General features: G+C 37.1%; 15 protein-coding genes. 1 reads left to right on the plus strand and 14 read right to left on the minus strand.

Annotated features, from left to right (window positions below; translation table 11 throughout):
- The 10 genes from NH288_RS02520 to purE all read right to left on the minus strand — a co-directional run.
- Positions 1 to 183, minus strand: a 183-nt coding sequence (locus NH288_RS02520; protein ID WP_265212857.1) for a hypothetical protein, incomplete at its 3' end; no start/stop codon positions are given.
- 21 nt (positions 184 to 204) lie between these two features.
- On the minus strand, positions 205 to 1,848 hold the full coding sequence (locus NH288_RS02525) for a formate--tetrahydrofolate ligase (RefSeq protein WP_265212858.1): 1,644 nt from the start codon (positions 1,846 to 1,848) through the stop codon (positions 205 to 207).
- Positions 1,849 to 3,093, minus strand: a complete 1,245-nt coding sequence (gene purD / locus NH288_RS02530; protein ID WP_265212859.1) for a phosphoribosylamine--glycine ligase — start codon at positions 3,091 to 3,093, stop codon at positions 1,849 to 1,851.
- 1 nt (position 3,094) lies between these two features.
- Positions 3,095 to 4,612, minus strand: coding sequence for a bifunctional phosphoribosylaminoimidazolecarboxamide formyltransferase/IMP cyclohydrolase (purH, locus tag NH288_RS02535; protein ID WP_265212860.1), 1,518 nt, complete (start codon positions 4,610 to 4,612; stop codon positions 3,095 to 3,097).
- Positions 4,609 to 5,172: a phosphoribosylglycinamide formyltransferase gene (gene purN / locus NH288_RS02540; protein WP_265212861.1), complete on the minus strand. Its 564-nt coding sequence runs from the start codon at positions 5,170 to 5,172 to the stop codon at positions 4,609 to 4,611. The genes purH and purN overlap by 4 nt, the downstream gene beginning before the upstream one ends.
- Entirely contained in the window at positions 5,169 to 6,173 is a 1,005-nt protein-coding gene (purM, locus tag NH288_RS02545) for a phosphoribosylformylglycinamidine cyclo-ligase (RefSeq protein WP_265212863.1), read from the minus strand. The genes purN and purM overlap by 4 nt, the downstream gene beginning before the upstream one ends.
- Positions 6,157 to 7,584: an amidophosphoribosyltransferase gene (purF, locus tag NH288_RS02550; protein ID WP_265212864.1), complete on the minus strand. Its 1,428-nt coding sequence runs from the start codon at positions 7,582 to 7,584 to the stop codon at positions 6,157 to 6,159. Before purF ends, purM begins: the two co-directional genes overlap by 17 nt.
- A gap of 19 nt (positions 7,585 to 7,603) precedes the next feature.
- Positions 7,604 to 11,272: a phosphoribosylformylglycinamidine synthase gene (locus tag NH288_RS02555; protein WP_265212865.1), complete on the minus strand. Its 3,669-nt coding sequence runs from the start codon at positions 11,270 to 11,272 to the stop codon at positions 7,604 to 7,606.
- Entirely contained in the window at positions 11,259 to 12,299 is a 1,041-nt protein-coding gene (locus NH288_RS02560; RefSeq protein ID WP_265212866.1) for a 5-(carboxyamino)imidazole ribonucleotide synthase, read from the minus strand. Before NH288_RS02560 ends, NH288_RS02555 begins: the two co-directional genes overlap by 14 nt.
- The gene (gene purE, locus NH288_RS02565; protein ID WP_265212867.1) at positions 12,296 to 12,775 is read right to left on the minus strand and encodes a 5-(carboxyamino)imidazole ribonucleotide mutase; all 480 of its coding nucleotides are present in this window, start codon (positions 12,773 to 12,775) and stop codon (positions 12,296 to 12,298) included. Before purE ends, NH288_RS02560 begins: the two co-directional genes overlap by 4 nt.
- Before the next feature lie 182 nt (positions 12,776 to 12,957).
- Between purE and NH288_RS02570 the strand changes: the two genes are divergently transcribed.
- On the plus strand, positions 12,958 to 13,638 hold the full coding sequence (locus NH288_RS02570) for a phosphoribosylaminoimidazolesuccinocarboxamide synthase (RefSeq protein ID WP_106460694.1): 681 nt from the start codon (positions 12,958 to 12,960) through the stop codon (positions 13,636 to 13,638).
- An 82-nt stretch (positions 13,639 to 13,720) separates the two neighbouring features.
- On the opposite strand, the gene NH288_RS02575 is transcribed toward NH288_RS02570, so the two are convergent.
- From NH288_RS02575 to prfB, 4 genes are all read right to left on the minus strand, one after another.
- Positions 13,721 to 15,025, minus strand: coding sequence for a sodium-dependent transporter (locus tag NH288_RS02575; RefSeq protein ID WP_265212869.1), 1,305 nt, complete (start codon positions 15,023 to 15,025; stop codon positions 13,721 to 13,723).
- Between the two features lie 155 nt (positions 15,026 to 15,180).
- Entirely contained in the window at positions 15,181 to 16,479 is a 1,299-nt protein-coding gene (locus NH288_RS02580; protein WP_265212870.1) for a sodium-dependent transporter, read from the minus strand.
- A gap of 3 nt (positions 16,480 to 16,482) precedes the next feature.
- Positions 16,483 to 17,568, minus strand: coding sequence for a tryptophan--tRNA ligase (trpS, locus tag NH288_RS02585; protein ID WP_265212871.1), 1,086 nt, complete (start codon positions 17,566 to 17,568; stop codon positions 16,483 to 16,485).
- A 179-nt stretch (positions 17,569 to 17,747) separates the two neighbouring features.
- Positions 17,748 to 18,858 (minus strand): peptide chain release factor 2 gene (prfB, locus tag NH288_RS02590; RefSeq protein WP_265212873.1). Its coding sequence is split into 2 segments (ribosomal slippage): positions 17,748 to 18,782 and positions 18,784 to 18,858, totalling 1,110 coding nucleotides; the frame shifts between segments, so codons are not numbered across the junction.
- Between the last annotated feature and the right edge of the window lies 1 nt (position 18,859).

Below are 18,859 nucleotides of genomic sequence, written 5' to 3' on the forward strand. Positions count from 1 at the left end.
CATTAATAAGAAGATGATTAAAAGGACCATTAAAACCTTGGCACCCAAGGGCAAGATTTTAACTTCTTTTTCCCAATCTGTGCTCTTATACATTTTTTTCTCGTCTATATATGAACTTGTAAAGGACAAAGATTTTATATAATAGGTTAAATTTTCCTTAATTTTGATGATTTTATCTTTCAACTTCAATCCTTTTTGTATTTTCTAGAATAAGTTTATAATATTATCATTTTCGTCAACGTCTATATCAAGAGCATTTGGATGTTTTGGAAGGCCTGGCATAGTTAAGACCTTATTGAGATAGGCAACTATAAACCTTGATCCAGTCTTGATTTTAATATCAGAAACTGTGATTTCAAATCCTTCTGGTCTGCCCTTGATTTTTCCATCATCTGTTAGGGATGCTGGAGTTTTAGCCATACAAACTGGGAAATTTCTGTAACCAAGTTCGTCGATTTTATCAAGGACCTTCCTTGCTTCATCTGTAAAGTTAACCTTGACAGCACCGTAGATTTCCTTGGCGATGGTGTTGATTTTTTCTTCTGTAGATAGGTCATCTGGGTAGAGAAGTTTTACTTCTTCGCTATTTTCTTCAACTAATTTCACAAGTTTATTAGCAAGGTCAATAGCACCTTCACCGCCCTTGGCCCACACTTGGGTTAGGGAAAATTCTACGCCAAAGTCTTTTGCCCATTCTTCCATAAATTTAATTTCAGCTTCCGTATCTGTGACAAATTCATTGAGGGCAACTATTACTGGTAAGTTGTACTTTCTCATATTTTCCACATGCTTTTCAAGGTTTTTAACCCCTTCTTTTAAAGCTTCTAGGTTTTCTTCCTTAAGATTAGCCTCTTCTATCCCGCCATGAAGTTTTAAAGCCTTAATTGTTGCTACTACTACAGCTGCCTTTGGACGTAGGCCTGAAACCCTACATTTGATGTCTAAAAATTTCTCAGCACCAAGATCTGCCCCAAAGCCTGCTTCTGTTATTACATAATCAGAGTATTTGAGGGCTGTTTTTGTGGCTATTACTGAGTTACAACCATGGGCAATATTTGCAAAAGGACCGCCATGAATGATAGCCGGATTATTTTCTAAAGTTTGGACAAGGTTTGGATTTATAGCATCTTTAAGGATGGCTGTAATTACACCTTGAATCTTTAAATCTCTTACAAAAATCGGCTCATCATCTTCATTGTAGCCAATCATTATGTCAGCGATTCTATTTCTTAGGTCTTCTAAATCTTCTGCTAGGCATAAAATTGCCATAATCTCACTTGCAACTGTGATATCAAAAGAAGAATCTCTTTCGTCCTTGCCATTAGCATTGATTTTAATTCTTCTAAGGGCTCTTTCGTTCATATCCATGACATAGTTGAATAAAACTTCCTTAAATTTAAGCTCATTGCCCTGGAAGATGTGGTTATTAATCAGTGCCATAATTGCATTGTGGGCAGATGTTATAGCGTGGAAGTCTCCATTAAAGTGTAGGTTAATCTCTTCCATTGGTACAACTTGAGCAAAACCACCGCCTGTAGCCCCACCCTTTCTGCCTAGAACTGGGCCAAAAGATGGCTCTCTTAGGGCAACTGTTGATTTCTTACCAATTTTGTTTAGACCATCAGAAAGACCAACTGTCACAGTTGACTTACCCTCACCACTTGATGTAGGGTTGATAGATGTGACTAAAACTAAGTTTTTAGATAAATTATCAAAATCTGGCTTTCTTATCTTTGCCTTGTAATCGCCATATTTGATTAGATTTTCTTCAGAAATATTTATCTTTCCAGCAACATCTTCGATTTTTTCTTTCCTAGCCTCTAGGGATATCTCGTAATCTGTCTTCATTTATACCTCCTCTAGGGACATATGACCTATGTCCTTTCTAAAAAATAGGTTGTCACACTCTATTTTTTCTATATCTGCATAGGCTTTCTTGTAAGCCTGGTTTAAATTTTCCGCCTTAGAACATACTATTAGAACCCTTCCACCATTTGTGAAAATTTTTCCATCTTCGGCCCTTGTTCCCATATGAAAAACATGGGAATCTACCTTTTCTAGGCCCCTAATCTCAAAGCCCTTGTCATAACTTTCCGGATAGCCCTTTGATGCCATGACTATTCCAATATAAGCATCATCGTCAAATTCCACTTCAAAATCCTTGCCATCAATTACCTTCTCTGCTATATCATAAAGGCTTGATTTCATCGCCAAAAGCAGGATTTCTGTTTCTGGATCACCAAATCTAACATTATATTCTATAGTCTTAATTCCGTCTTTGGTTTTCATAAGACCTGCAAATAATATACCCTTAAATTCCCTTTTTTCCTTGATCATAGCCTTGGCAGTTGGTCTTAGGATTTTTTCCATTGCCTCGTCTATATCAGCCTGACCTATGTGCTTAATAGGCATATAGACGCCCATACCGCCAGTATTTGGCCCCTTATCGCCATCAAAGGCCCTCTTGTGATCTTGAACAATCTTCATTGGCACGACCTTATCGCCAGATACAAAGGCTAGGAGGGAAAATTCCTCACCCTCAAGGAATTCTTCTATTACAACTTCATTGCCAGCCTCGGCAAATTTTTGATTGACCATGATTTCTTTAAGAGCATCTTTGGCCATATCATAGTTTTGGGCTATTATTACACCCTTGCCGGCAGCTAGGCCATCAGCCTTGATTACAAGTGGGAAAGTTGATTTATCAAGGTAGGCTAGGGCCTTTTCATAGGATGTGAAAATTTCATAGGCTGCAGTTGGGATGCCATATTTTTTCATAAGATCTTTAGCAAAGGCCTTGGACCCTTCAAGAAGAGCTGCTCTTTTATTTGGACCAAATACTCTAATATTTTCTTTTTCTAAGATATCGACAATTCCATCTACAAGATAGGCTTCAGGGCCTACAAAAACTAGGTCGATTTTTTCTCTTTTACAAAAGCTTGCTATTTGATCATTTTTTAAATCGACACACTTTCCAAATTCAGCTACGCCTGGGTTTTCACCAGCCATAAAAATTTCATGGCCTTCCTTATATAATTTGTAAGAAATGGCAGCTTCCCTTCCGCCATTTCCCAATACTAGAACTCTTGCCATATTAATGTTTAAAGTGACGCATGCCTGTAAATACCATGGCTATACCATTTTCATTACAAGCATCGATTGATTCCTGATCACGAATTGATCCGCCTGGTTGGATGATGGCTTTTATATCGTGTCCCGCTGCTTCATCAACGCTGTCTCTGAATGGAAAAAAAGCATCTGAAGCAAGAACCGCACCCTTTGCCTTATCACCTGCTTGTTTGAAGGCAATTTCAGCTGCACCGACTCTGTTCATTTGACCAGCACCAACCCCTACTGTCTGACCATCTTTGGCAAGGAGGATAGCATTTGATTTGACGTGTTTTACAATCTTGTAGGCAAATTCTAAGTCTTTTAGGTCCTCTTGGCTAACCTTTGTTTCTGTAACTGTTTCAAGCTTGTCATAAACTGAATCATCATAGTCTTGAACAAGAATTCCACCCCTTACAGATTTTATTAATTTAGGGTTCTTGTCAGTTTTCTTTGGGATCTTATAAATTCTTACGTTTTTCTTCTTTTCTAGAATCTCTAAAGCCTCGTCTTCGTAGTCATAGGCTAGGATTATTTCTAGGAAGATTTCGTGCATTTTTTCGGCAGTTTGCTTGTCAACTGTACCATTTATAGCTACTATTCCACCAAAGATTGAAACTGGGTCTGCCTCAAAAGCCCTAGTCCATGCATCAAATACAGTTTTGCCTGTTGCAACTCCACATGGATTCATGTGTTTTAAGCCAACACATACAGTTTCATCAAATTCTTGTAAAATATCAAGAGCAGCTGAGGCATCTTGGATGTTGTTATAAGACATCTTCTTGCCATGTAATTGGACGCAATCCTTTAGGGAATAAGAAACTTCCTCATCAGATACATAAAAGGCTGCTTTTTGGTGTGGATTTTCCCCATATCTTAGCTCATCTTCTAGGGTGTAAGTTAGGGTCAATTTTTCATTTTCACCATTAATAGAATTAAAATAAGAAGCTATTAGACCATCATATTTAGCAGTCTTATTAAAAACTTTTCCTGCTAGTCTTTGTCTTGTTTCAAGGCTTGTCTCGCCCTTTTCTTCTAATTCTTTAATGATTTTTGGATAATCTTCTTTTTCTGTTACAACTGTCACAAATTTATAATTTTTGGCAGCAGACCTAAGCATAGAAGGACCACCGATATCGATATTTTCAATTATTTCTTCATGACTTACCCCTTCTTTTGCTAGAGTTTCTGCAAAGGGATAAAGATTTACGCAAATTAGGTCTATATAGTGGATGTCATTTTCTTTAAGCTCAGACACATGGCTTTTGCTATCTCTTTTTGAAAGTAGACCGCCGTGAACTTTTGGATGAAGAGTCTTTACCCTACCTTCTAATATTTCTGGAAAACCTGTGTAGTCTTCTATAGAAATGCAATCTACTCCTGCCTCTCTTAGGTGGTTTAAAGTTCCACCAGTAGAGATTATTTCAAAACCATTTGCTACAAGGCCCTTAGCAAAATCTGCCACTCCTATCTTATCACTTACGCTTATTAAAGCTCTTTTCATTTTTCCCCCTTTAAGATTTCTGCTGCTGTCTTTATATAAAGCCTATGCTCTATATCGTGCACCTGGCTTTCTATTTCATCTAAACTCTTACTATAATCAACTTTAAACTTATCTTGGGCTAGGATCTCTCCACCGTCTATCTCTTCATTTACATAATGGATGGTAACTCCAATGTATTCTTCCTTTGCTTCATAGGCTCTCTTAATTGATTCTATTCCCTTGTATTTAGGAAGAAGTGAAGGGTGGATATTAATGACCTTACCCTTATAAGCTTCAAGAAAATCTTTAGAAAGAATCCTCATATAACCTGCTAGAAAGATATAGTCTAGGTCTTTTATTTTTTCTAAAATTTCTTTTTCATAGGCCGCTTTGTTTTCATAATCTTTTGGATTAAAAACGAAGCATTCTATATTTTTATCTCCTGCTCTTTTTATAACTCTAGCACCTGGCTTATCACAAACCATAATTTCTATATCAGCTAGGCTTTTTATTTCATCTGAACTTGCTAAGGCTTCAAAATTTGTACCAGTGCCTGAAGCAAAGATTCCTATTTTTTTCATAGAAGGACTATCCCTTCCTCATCTGTGACCTCACCTAGGATAAAGGCATCCTCTATTAGGTCAAGGACCTTGTCTTTATCAGCATCATCTACAATTACTGCAAGGCCTACACCCATGTTAAAAACTTGATACATCTCATCGTGGTCGATTTGACCCTTTTCTTCAATAAATTTGAAAATTTCTGGAATCTCATAGGAATCCCTATAAATTTTCATACCTAGGCCTTTTTTAAGGGCTCTTGGAAGATTTTCTATAAAACCTCCACCTGTGATGTGGGAAATGCCAGAAACTTTTACATTTTCTAATAAGCTTCTTACTTCCTTGGCGTAGATCCTTGTTGGTCTCAAGAGAGCCTCTCCAAGAGTTTCTCCATTAAATTCATTATCTAGGCTTATATTTTCATCACTTAAAACTTTTCTTATTAAGGAGAAGCCATTAGAATGGAAACCTGATGAAGGAATGCCAATTACTGCCTGGCCAGGCTTGGTATTTTGAGCATTAATTAAGTCTTCTTTCTCAGCTGCACCTACTGCAAAACCTGCTATATCATATTCGCCTTCCTTATAAAAGCCTGGCATTTCAGCAGTTTCTCCACCTACAAGGGCAGCTCCCGCTTGTCTACAACCATCTGCTACACCCTTTACTATAGCTTCGATTTGAGCTGGGTCATTTTTGCCACAGGCAATGTAGTCTAAGAAGAAAAGTGGAATTGCACCTTGGGCAAGGATGTCATTTACACACATAGCTACTGCATCAATACCGATTGTATCGTGTTTATCCATATCAAAGGCAAGTTTTAGCTTAGTTCCTACCCCATCTGTTCCGCTTACTAGAACTGGATTTTTAAAGCCATAGGCTCCTAGGTCAAAGGCCCCACCAAAACTACCAATCATATCCATCATTCCCTTGTTTTTGGTTGACTCTACGTGTTTTTTTATTCTTTCAACTGATTCATAGCCGGCATTTAGGCTAACCCCTGCCGCCTTATATTTCTCGCTCATTTGCTCCCCTTTTTAAGTATTCTTTTTGTATATCTGTAAGTTCATCTTCAAATTCTTCCTTATAATTTCCAAGACCCTCTACATAATCACCTGTAAAAATATCAAGGGCGATTCCCTTATTAGGAGTGTCAAAATCAAAACCAACAGCTTCTTTAAGTCCGTCTACAGATATAAATTCCAAACTATCTGCCCCTATCAAATCCCTTACTTGCTCTTTTGTAAGGTTGGCTGCAATTAATTCCTTTGAGGTTTTCATATCAATTCCTGAATAAGAAGGAAAGACAATTTCTGGTGAACCTATCCTTAAGTGGACCTCACTTGCCCCAGCTTTTTTGAGCATGGAAATGATTCTCTTTGAGGTAGTGCCCCTTACTATTGAATCATCAAGAAGGATTACCCTTTTGTTTCTTACAACGTCAGAAAGAGCTGATAATTTCATCTTCACAGCTATGTCCCTAAGATTTTGACTAGGTTCGATGAAGGTCCTTCCTATATATTGGTTCTTAATAAGTCCCATCTCATAAGGAAGGTTTATTTCTTCTGCATAACCTGTCGCAAGGGATAGGGAAGAATTTGGCACACCAACTACTATGTCAGCATCAACTGGAAATTCTCTTGCCAAAACCCTGCCAGTATTTTTCCTAACTATGTGGACATTTTTGCCGAGTATAGTTGAGTCTGGTCTTGCAAAATAAATAAATTCCATTGATTCGATGGCAATATTTGAAGCCTCACAAAAGCTTCCAATCTCATATCCATCATCATCTATTTTTATAAATTCTCCTGCAGAAATATCCTTTAGAAATTCTGCCCCAATTACATTTAGAGCACAAGACTCAGAGGCGATTGTATAAGAATCATTGAGCCTACCAAGGACTAAAGGCCTGGTTGCATGCCTGTCTACTGCACCATAAAGGGCATCTTGTGTTAGTAGCATGACTGAAAATGATCCCCTAAGCTTATTTAAAGCTTCCTTGAATCTTTCTTCAATACTATCTTTTCTAGATCGTCTAATTAAATGCATGATTATCTCAGCATGGCTTGCTGAGTGGAAGACTGCTCCCTCATCTTCTAGCTTAGCCCTTAACATTCCCGCGTTATTTAGGTTTCCATTCATGGCTATGCCTAGGTGGCCATCGTTAAATTTATACAAAAGTGGCTCTATATTTTGAACGTTGGTGGAATTACCGCTTGAGTACCAAAGAGCACCCAAGGCGGAAGTTCCATCTATTTTTTCTAATTTTCCATTATCTTTAAAAACAGCTGCCAAGAGGCCAACATTCCTGTAGCCCCTAAGCCTAGTTCTTTCTGTTGAGACAATTCCTGCTCCCTGTTGACCCCTGTGTTGGAGGGCATGGAGGGCATAAAAGGCAACGCTAGGGGCCTTTTCTATATTCCAAATTCCAAACATCCTTACTCCTTAATAAATCTTATCTGGTGAAATATTTTACACCGTTTTTAAATATATCTTGTCTTTCTCTTATAGTTTGGGTCTTATAAAGAGTCTTGTATGATCTTTCAGAATGGCCCATCTTTCCTAAAATCAAACCATCCTTGCTGACCATCCCCTCTATAGCGTAGGCTGATCCGTTTGGATTGTACTTACCATTCATACTGGCATCTCCATCAGGGTCTACATATTGGAAGGCTGCTAGGTCCTTAAATTCTTCTATCCTATCGCCTACTAATCTTCCTTCGCCATGGCTTAGGACAAGTTCGTGTAGGTCATCTAGGTTAAAATCTTGGGTCCAAGGTGAATTTGTATTGGCACACCTTGTAATAGCTGTATCTGATATGTGCCTAAAGCCTGTATTTCTAAATAAACTTAAATCTTTTGAATCTAGGTCTCTAATTTCTCCATAAGGTATAAGTCCTGATTTTATAAGGGCTTGGAAGCCGTTGCATATACCAAGTATTAGCCTCTTATCAGCCAAGTGGCCATGAATTGCCTTTTTAACCTTGTCATTTTTTAGAATATTTACTATAAATTTGGCTGAACCGTCTGGCTCATCTCCTGCTGAAAATCCACCAGGAAAGGCTATTATGTGGGATTTTTTGATTTCTTTTACAAATTCATCTATAGAATCATTTATATCATTTGGCCTTGTATTTCTAAAAACAACTTGCTTAACACTCGCGCCAGCTTCTTCGAAGGCCTTTTGGGTATCATATTCTGAGTTTGTACCTGGAAATACAGGAATTACTACCCTAACATCATCTATCTTTTCCTTGTAGTATCTCTTCTCACTTCCTTGTATCGAAATATTTTCTGTCTTTTCGCCATCCTTGTTGTAATAGGTTGGATAAATCTCTTCAAGAGTTGACATATAGGCTTTTTCCGCTTCATCAAATCCTATTTCAATGCCATTTATAGAAATTTCTTCGCTTACCTTACCAATTTCTTTAAAATCAAGATCTGAATTTGCTTCGACAACTATTGAACATGGATTAAAGTCAAGAGCTGCATCATAGTCTATTGTAAAGCCTAATTTATTTCCAAGACCCATCTTAATTAAAGATGAAGAAACAGAACCAAAATCTTGGACATAGGCTGATACTACTTTTTTATCCTTGATATAAGCATTTAATTTTTCAAAATCTACCATGACTTTTTCTAGATTTGGATAAGCCTTGGCATCTTTTTCTATTTCTATGATGTATAGTTTATTGCCAATTTTTTTAAGGTCAGGAGTAATTACATCAGAAATTTTAATCGGTGTACAAGCAAAGGATATTAATGTTTCAACTACATTTATATCATTAAAGGATCCTGACATGGAGTCCTTACCACCTATGGCTGGTCTTCCAATTTCTTTTTGGGCAATGATTGATCCGAGCATGGCCTGGCTTACCTTTCCCCATTTTTTAGGGTCATCTAGGAGCTTTTCAAAATATTCTTGGAAGGAGAAATAAAGAGATTCCCTATTTCCACCAACTGCATAGACTTTTGCTACAGATTCTAAAACAGCATATATACTTGATAAGAATGGTGAATATTTTGATATCTTTGGTATAAAGCCGTAGGCCAGGATAGTTGCTGTATCTGGTGTTGAATAAAGGGTAGGAATAGCTGCAACTGAAGCTTGGACAGGTGTTATCCTTTCCTTGCCAGCAAATGGCATCATTACAGATTGAGCACCAACAGAAGCATCAAACATAGAAGCCATGCCTTTTTGGTTGGTGACATTTAAATCTTTTAGCTCATCAAGGATTGCTTCTTTAGTCACTTCTCTTTTAACAAAAGGATTTTCCCTTACATTGTCAACCAGTTCTGCCTTGGCGTGTTTTCTGACTCCTGCTGTTGCCAAAAATTCTGCGCTAAAATCTACAATTTTTGCGTCTCCGTAATACATTTCTAGGCGGTTTTTGTCAGTTATATTTGCCACATGAACGTATTCAATGTTTTCTTTTTGACATTCTTTTATAAAGGCTTCATAGTCTTTTTTATCAAGACCCACTGCCATTCTCTCTTGAGATTCTGATATGGCAATTTCTGTTGGATTTAGACCCTGGTATTTGGTTTTGACCCTATCAAGGAAGATTTCAATACCATCTGAAAGCTCGCCAATGGCAACAGATACACCACCCGCACCAAAGTCGTTTGATTTTTTGATTAATCTTGTGACTTCTGGCTTTCTAAAGAGTCTTTGAATCTTGCGTTCTTCTACTGGATTGCCCTTTTGAACTTGGCTAGAAGCAGTTGTTAAAGATGAATCATCGTGGATTACAGATGAGCCTGATGCTCCTTGGATACCATCACGACCAGTTCTTCCGCCAATCATCACGACAATATCACCAGGAACTAATTCTTCCCTCTTGTAGTCCCCATCTTTTACAGCTCCGACAACAGCTCCTACTTCCATGGTTTTAGCTACATAGGATGGGTCGTAGATTTCTCTTACAAAGGTTGTTGCAAGACCTATTTGGTTGCCGTAAGAGGAATTTCCTAGGGCCTTACCCTTAGAAATTTCTACTTGAGCAAGCTTATTTGCAAGGGTATCTTCTCTTTTTTCTAGGATATTTCCCGCACCTGACACTCTCATAGCCTGGTAAACATAGGACCTACCGGAAAGCGGATCTCTTATAGCCCCACCTATACAGGTAGATGCCCCACCAAATGGCTCGATTTCTGATGGGTGGTTGTGGGTTTCATTTTTAAATTGGATGAGCCATTTTTCTTTCTTGCCCTTATTTTCAATATCTGTAAAGAAGGAACAAGCGTTAATTTCCTCACTCACTTCTATATTTTTATCACCAAGGACCTTTATATGATATTTGCCAATAATTGATGCCATATCCATAAGTCTAACAGGCTTTGTAATTCCAAGTTCCTCTCTTAAGGATAAGTAATAATCAAAGGCTGCTTGCATTTCATCTTGAAATAGTTTTGAATTAATTTTAACTTCATCAAGACTTGTCTCAAAGGTTGTGTGCCTGCAGTGGTCTGACCAAAATACGTCTAGGACATAGATTTCAGTTTCACTTGGGTCCCTGCCTTCTTTTTTGTAATGGTCTTGAATGAATTCTAAATCTTCTAGATCAAGGGCAAGGGATAGGTCTTTGATAAGGTCTTCTAGTTCATTCTTGCCATAGTCCCTAAAACCAGTCAAATCTCTTAATGGCTTCATTTGAGAATCTATTGAAAAATCCATCTTAGAAAGGTCTTTTTCTGAAGACTCGATTGGATTTATTAGATATTTTTTTATTTCTCCTAATTTTTCCTCAGAAACTTCCCCATCAATTACGACAAGCTTGCCTGCCCTAACTAAGACATCTGCCTTATCATCAATTAATTTTAAAGCCTGCATAGCAGAGTCAGATCTTTGGTCGTATTGAGCTGGGAGAGTTTCGTAGGCTATGTAAGTTTTGCCATTAAGGTCAATGTCTTCAAAAACCTGATCTATCATTACTTCTGAAAACACTCTTTCTTTTGCCTTTTCATACAAGTCTTCTGTTATATTGTAAAGGTCATAGATTACGTAAGTTTTAAGATTTTTTATAGCAAGTTTAAAATCTCTATTCAAAAGATTTTTAAGATTTTCACTTTCCCTGTCATAGGCTGGTTTTTTTTGTACAAATATTCTCTTATTCAAAGTCATCCTCCAAATATACATTTCCTAAAAAGTTCATGTGACCGATTTTCCTATTGTGGCGAGCTTCCTTTTCGTATAAGTGAAGATAGCCTTGTTTTTTTGTGATTAAATTTATAAAATATTCTTCATTTTGGCCTAGGATATTATATAAAGTTGCTTCCCTATTTTCGATTTTTCCTACTTTTAATCCGCAAATACCCTCGATGTGGGCCCTAAATTGAGATTTAGTTGCAGATTCCTGGGTAATGTGACCTGAATTGTGGACCCTTGGTGCAATTTCATTAAAAATAACTTCCCCATTTGAAATAAAATACTCTACAGTTAGGACTCCATAATAATCATTGTCAGCTAGAATTCTTTTTGTATAGTCAATTGCCTTAGCCTCTTGGTCTTTGCTAATCCTTGGAGGAATATTTGACCTATAGAGGATATTGTTTCTATGTTCATTTTCGACCACAGCTACAATCTGAATTCCTTCGATATCTTTGACAGCCACTACAGAAATTTCCTTATCAAGGTCAATTAGCTCTTCAAGGATAGTATCTTTTTCTACTTCTTCATTTGAAGAAATAATTTTTTGTCCCTTGCCATCATAGCCAAATCTTGTAGTTTTCATCACATATTTGCCATCAATATTGTAATCATCCTTATTGGCATCAAAATATTTTACAGTAGGAATCCCCAAGGACTTGGCATATTCCTTTTCTGTAAGCCTATGCTGGCTTATTTCTAAGAGTCTTGATGATTGGACGAAATTATATTTATTTTCAAGCTTCTTATAAGAAGCTATGTCGATATTTTCAAACTCAAAAGTCACAACATCGCTCATCTGGCATAATTTTTCAATATTTTCGTATACATTAAAAGCACTATGGATAAAACAATCTGCAAATTTTCTTGCGCAGGCGTCTTCACCTGGATCTAGAATTGCAACCTTATAGCCCATTTCTTTTGCGCTCATAGCTAGCATTCGTCCAAGTTGGCCGCCACCGATTATACCGATAGTGCTTTTTGGTAATATAGTCTGAATCATAATTTCATATCTTCCTTTACTATATTTTCTAATTCAATTTTAAAATCCCTGTATTTTTCAGCTAATTTTTCATCATTTATAGCCAGAATTGCAAGGGCTGTAATAGCAGCGTTTTTTGCACCTGCCTCTCCTATAGCCATGGTTGCAACTGGCACACCATATGGCATTTGTACAATAGAAAGAAGCGAGTCAACGCCGTTTAGGGTAGATGATTTTATTGGGACACCAATCACAGGTAGAGTAGTTGACGCAGCAACCATACCTGGTAAATGTGCAGCACCACCAGCTGCAGCAATTATTAGGCTGTATCCATTTTTTCTAGCATTTTTAGCAAAGTCAACCATCAACTCTGGCGTCCTATGCGCGCTAACAACCCTCTTGTCGTAATCAATGCCGAACTTATCAAGCACAGCACAACACTCTTTCATAGTCTTATAGTCAGATTTTGAACCCATAATAACAGCTACTTTTGACATTTTAACTCCTTAACTTTTCTTCTACAAAATTAATATATCTATTTTATTATTTTTTTCAATAGCTAAAGCAAAAATAAATTTTTAATCACAAACTTGACAAATTATTCTTAATAAATAAAATTTACTTGTAAGAAAGTTCTAAATATTATATCGTAATTGTAAAAATTCTAAAGGAGACTATGATGGATTTAATTTACAAGGGCAAAACAAAGGATATTTATAGCCTTGAAAATGGCAATATCTTGATGAAATTTAAGGATGATGTAACAGGCAAGGACGGAGTTTTTGATCCAGGCGAAAACCAAGTTGGTCTTTCAATTGATGGTGCTGGCAAGGCTGGACTAAGGATGACAGAATTTTTCTTTAACAAACTAAATGAAAAAAATATCCCAACCCATTATGTTGCTGCAAATATTGATGAAAATACTATGGAAGTTAAAAAAGCTAAGGTTTTCGGTAAGGGTCTTGAATTTATCTGTAGGTACAGGGCAGTAGGATCTTTTTACAAAAGATATGGCAAATACATAGAAGAAGGTGCACCACTAGATGCTTTTTTTGAAATAACAATCAAAGATGATGCTGCAGGCGATCCTACAATTTCTAAAGACTGCCTAGAAGCCCTAAATATTGCGACAGCCGATCAATACGAAGAACTAAAAAGACTTACAAAAGAAATTTGTGGTCTAATCCGTGATATTCTAAAAGAAAAAGGCCTTGATCTATACGATATAAAATTAGAATTTGGTCTTGATGAAAATAATAATATCTTATTGATAGATGAAATCTCAGGCGGAAACATGAGAGTTTATAAGGGCGAAGAATACATCGAACCCCTTAAACTTTCAGAATTGGTCCTTAAATAAAACTTTATCCCTCTGGCACTTTGCCAAGAGGGATTTTTTATAATTTACTAAGACAAAAAGCAGGCAAAGGCCTGCTCTTTTTTTAAAATGATATTCTAAAAATAACTGCTATCAAACATAAGATAACTGCTAATGGAACATATAGAAATTTACCTATATTGTACCAAGTATTTCCGTATTGTTTTTTAGCGCCTAGGTTAATTGCTCCAAGAAGCTGATCTTTTTTCAAGATCCAGAACCAAGTTATAGCACCAATCATCGCCCCTATTGGTATAACGTAGATTGAGATAAAGTCCATAAATGGTCCCCAGCTGCTAATCATTTCCATATTTACACCTATAGCAAAAACGACAAGGCCTATTAAAAATAAAACTAGATTACGTTTTAATTTTGGGTGCCTTTGCATGAGAGATTCTGCTACTACCTCAAACATATTCTGAAGGGATGATATACCACCAAAGACAACTGCAACATATAAGATAATAGCAAAAACTCTACCAAAGCCCATATCTTGTAAGATTGTAGGTAGGACTTGGAATAAGAGCCCTGGCCCACCTGCCTGGTCCATGTTGTAGACAATTATTGCTGGAATCATTACAAAAGAAGCAAGCATGGCTGCTACAGTATCTAGAAATCCTGTCATTTTTGAAGATGAAATTATGTCTTCATCATCAGATAGATAAGCACCTACAACTAGCATACCAGATCCAGTTACTGATAGGGAGAAAAAGGCTTGGCCCATGGCCATAAGAATTGTTCCCCAATTTAGCATTTCTTTATCAAATCTAAACATGTACTTGTATCCCTCAAAGGCATTAGGAAGAGTTAGGATCCTAATGGCAAGGATTACAAAAAGCACAAAGAAAGCCGGCATCATGATTTTATTAGATTTTTCAATAGTAGATGCACCACCAATACAAGAAATTAGGGTAATAGCTATGATAAAAAAGTGGTAAGGAACCACTGAGAAAGGCTTCATAGAAAAACTATCAAAGTAGCTTGTCGTATCTACAGTTAAAAGTGAACCGGTTAGAGAATCTACCAAGGCTTTTAAAACGTAGGCAACAATTACTGCATAACCAATAGCAATCATTAGAGATCCAATAAGTGGAATGTAACCAATAAATTTGCCTAAGATTGTATCTTCCTTGCGACTTTTAAATGCCTTTTGGTAGGCACCAAGAGTACCTGTGTGAGCATACCTACCTACTGCAAACTCACTTGCAAGGCCACAGTAAGCAAAAATACTTATAAAAAATATGTAGGCAATTAAAAAAACTATTCCTCCCTTTTGAAACTTGTATGGAAAGCCCCACACATTTGCCATTCCCACGGCAGAACCAACCGCCGTTAGGATAAAACCTAATTTCGATGAAAATTTGTTCATAATAGCTCCTTATATAAAATTATTTATTTAACTTTATTTATACAAACTTTGTATATATACTCCTATACTGGGGTAAAGTATATTATGTATTATATAGCTTAAAAAACAAAATTCAAATAAAATTTTTTATATAAAAAAAGCTAGGCAAGCTAGCTTTAATGACTTATTATCGACAAGATACAAATAATAATTACAAGAGGTGTATAAATGTACCTGCCAATCTTAATAAATTTTTCACTTTGTTTTTTCTTTGCTCCCTTATTTATTTCATTTAAAAGAACATTCTTATCCATAACATAAAACCAAATTATAGAACCAGACACTGCTCCTAGTGGGATTATATAGTAGAGGGTGATGTCCATAAAAGGCTCCCATACTCCAATTGGGTGGAGAAATACTCCTAGCATAAATACAAAGCTACCCACAAGGCCTAGAGCAAACTTATCTGATATTTTCAATTTCTTAACCAAAGTATCTCCGACAGATTCAAAGATATTTTGTAAAGATGTAAGTCCTGCCATAATTATCGCTAGATAAAACAAACAAGCAAAGCCCCTACCTATTGGAATATTTGCAAATATGGTCGGTAGGATATGAAAGATTAGTTCAGGACCCTTGGCATGGCCCATTTCAAAAACAACTATGGCTGGAACAATTATAAAGGCTGAAAGTAAAGCTACTAATGTATCAAATATAGCTGTAAGCTTTGAATCTACTACTACATCTTGATTATCAGCTAGCATCCTTCCCATAAAGATCATACCAAAACCAGTTATAGAAAGGGCAAAAAGCGCATCGCCCATGGCAGAAATCGCCGTACCTATAGAAAGGTTTTCAAGGTCAATCCTAAATAGTAAGCTATAACCTTCTTCAATTCTTTCAAGCCCACTCATCCTTATCATCACTATAATATATATGACTATCATAGTAGGCATGAGGATGGAGTTTATTCTTTGCATTGATTTAAAGCCACCAAGACTCATTACTATCGCTACAATTACTATTACTAGGTGAGTTTCTATTACTGCGAAGGATCTGGATGAGAAATTTTCAAACCAGATGCTTGAGCTTGTTGTGGCAAGTGTTCCATTTAAGGTATCTATGAAAGCCTTTGCCACATAGGAAACTATAATAGTATAACCAATTGCTATGATAAGAGAAATTACCATAGGTATGTAACCATAAAAACTTGCTGTTTTTGAGCTTTTGTAATTGGTCTTTATAGCTTTTTCATAAGAACCTACAACTGATCCCTTGCCCATTCTGCCTATGGCAAATTCACTAGATAGGCCTACATAGGCGAAAAGACTTATAAAAAACAAATAAAATATCAAAAAGAAGAGTCCGCCCTTATGGAATTTATAAGGAAAGCCCCAAACATTGGCCATACCGACTGCAGAACCTGCAGCCGATAAGACGAATATGGTCTTGGATTTAGTTTTTGGAAGCTTCATAACTTATCCTTGGTATTTTTTCTCTATTTCTGCTATAAGCTTTCTATCGTTGAAATAATCAATTCCCATGGCCGCTTTAACTTGGTTAAGCTTCTCGCTTCCCTTGCTTCTGGCTTCCTCACTTCCCCTCTTAAGTATGTCAAAGACCTCATCTATGTGTTGTTCATAGTAGGCTCTTTTTTCCCTAATTGGGGCAAGTTCTTCTTCAAGGACCTTGATTAAAAATTTCTTGCACTTAACATCACCTAGGCCTCCCCTTTGGTAGTGGTCCTTTAGCTCGTCAAGATTTTTGTATTCTGGCAAATATTTTTCAAAATGACTATCATTTGAAAAAACATCTAGGTAGGTAAAGACAATATTTCCCTGAACCTTACCTGGGTCGTCGATATTGATATGGTCTGGGTCTGTGTACATACTCATGACCTTTTTCTTTACATCCGCCTTAGTGTCTGCTAGGTAGATGGCATTGCCTAAGGACTTGCTCATTTTAGCTGCCCCATCTATGCCTGGCATACGGCGAGCGATTTTTTGATCAGGGAGGACTGCCTTTGGTTCTATAAAGACCTGGCCATAGATATTATTAAAACTTCTTGCTATCTCTCTTGCCTGCTCTAGCATTGGCTCTTGGTCCTCACCAACAGGCACTATATTGGCATCAAATAATAGAATGTCTGCTGCCTGGCTTACAGGATAGATCAAAAATCCTGCTGGAAGGCTGGTTTCAAAATTTCTTAGCTTTATCTCACTTTTTACAGTCGGATTTCTTTCAAGCCTTGATAGGGTTACAAGGTTTAGGTAGTAAAAAGTAAGTTCTGTTAGTTGTTCTATCTGTGACTGGACAAAAATTGTCACCTTTTCTGGGTTAAGACCAACACTTAAGTAATCAAGAGCAACCTCGATAAGGTTTTCACGAATTTTTGCTGGATTGTCAAAATTATCTGTTAGGGCCTGGCTATCTGCAATCATGACATACATCTTGTCAAAGTTTCCTTCATTTTGCATTTTCACCCTGTTTTTAAGGCTGCCTACATAATGGCCTAGGTGGAGTCTACCTGTTGGCCTATCGCCTGTTAAAATTATATCTCCCATTTCTTCTCCCTTCATGTAAAAAAGAGGGACCGTCGCAGAATGAATAAATCGTCCCAAATCATTAGAGGAACCTCCACGAAAATTTTGCCTCAACGAGCCGGCAGGCTAGGCCAAAAATTTTCTATGAGAACCCTCTAATGATGGGACGATAGTTATTCATAGTTTTGCAACAGCCCCTATTAATTTTCATTTTTTGCTAGATAAGCATCTATAAAGCCCTGGATATCGCCATCCATTACAGCTTCTACATTTCCCATCTCATAATTTGTCCTGTGGTCTTTGACCATGGTGTAGGGTTGGAAAACATATGATCTTATCTGGCTACCCCAGGCAATTTGTGAATATTTGCCTTGGATATCTTCTATTTTTTCTCTTTTTTCTTCTTCCTTAATCTGGATAAGTTTTGATAGAAGAAGCTTCATTGCAGTTTCTTTATTTTGCATTTGGCTTCTTTCAGCCTGACTTGATGCGACTACTCCTGTTGGAATGTGGGTTATCCTTACGGCTGAGTCAGTCTTATTGACGTGCTGGCCGCCTGCCCCACTTGCCCTATAGGTGTCAATTCTTAGGTCTGATGGATCGATTTCTATTTCATTATCATCATCAAGCTCTGGAAAGACATCCACTGATGAGAAGGATGTGTGACGTCTTGATTGGCTATCAAATGGTGATATCCTTACTAGCCTGTGAACGCCTTTTTCTGCCTTAAGATAGCCATAGGCGTAAGGGCCTTGGATATAGAGGGTCGCAGACTTTATTCCGCCTGCTTCCTCATTGTTTATATCCTGGACTTCTACCTTGTAGCCTCTTTTTTCGGAATATCTAGTATACATCCTATAAAGCATGTCTGCCCAATCTGTTGCTTCAAGACCACCAGCACCTGCATTTATTGATAGGTAGCAGGAGTTTTTGTCATACTCACCATCTAGTTGGGTCTTTAGCTTCATAGATTTGATATCTTTTTCAAGCTTTTTGAGGTTATTGTCTACTTCTTCTAAAGTTTGAATCTCATCTTCATCGCTTAATTCAACTAGGCCAATCAAATCTTCATTATCTCTTAGGCTTGCTTCTAGATTTTCATAATCTTCTAGGTCGCTTTTCTTGTCAGATAAGTCTGCCATTATCTTTGATGCCCTATCTGAATCATTCCAAAAATCTTCTTTGATTGATTCTTTTTCTAGGTCTGCGATTTCTTTTTTAAGACCAGCTGGGTCAAAGACTATCTCCGATTAAGTTTAAGATTTCGCTTAAGTTTTTGATTTCTTCTTTTAGTTCAAATATTTCTCTCATC

This window comes from Anaerococcus sp. NML200537, assembly GCF_026131715.1.
In the GTDB taxonomy this organism is placed as follows: domain Bacteria; phylum Bacillota; class Clostridia; order Tissierellales; family Peptoniphilaceae; genus Anaerococcus; species Anaerococcus kampingae.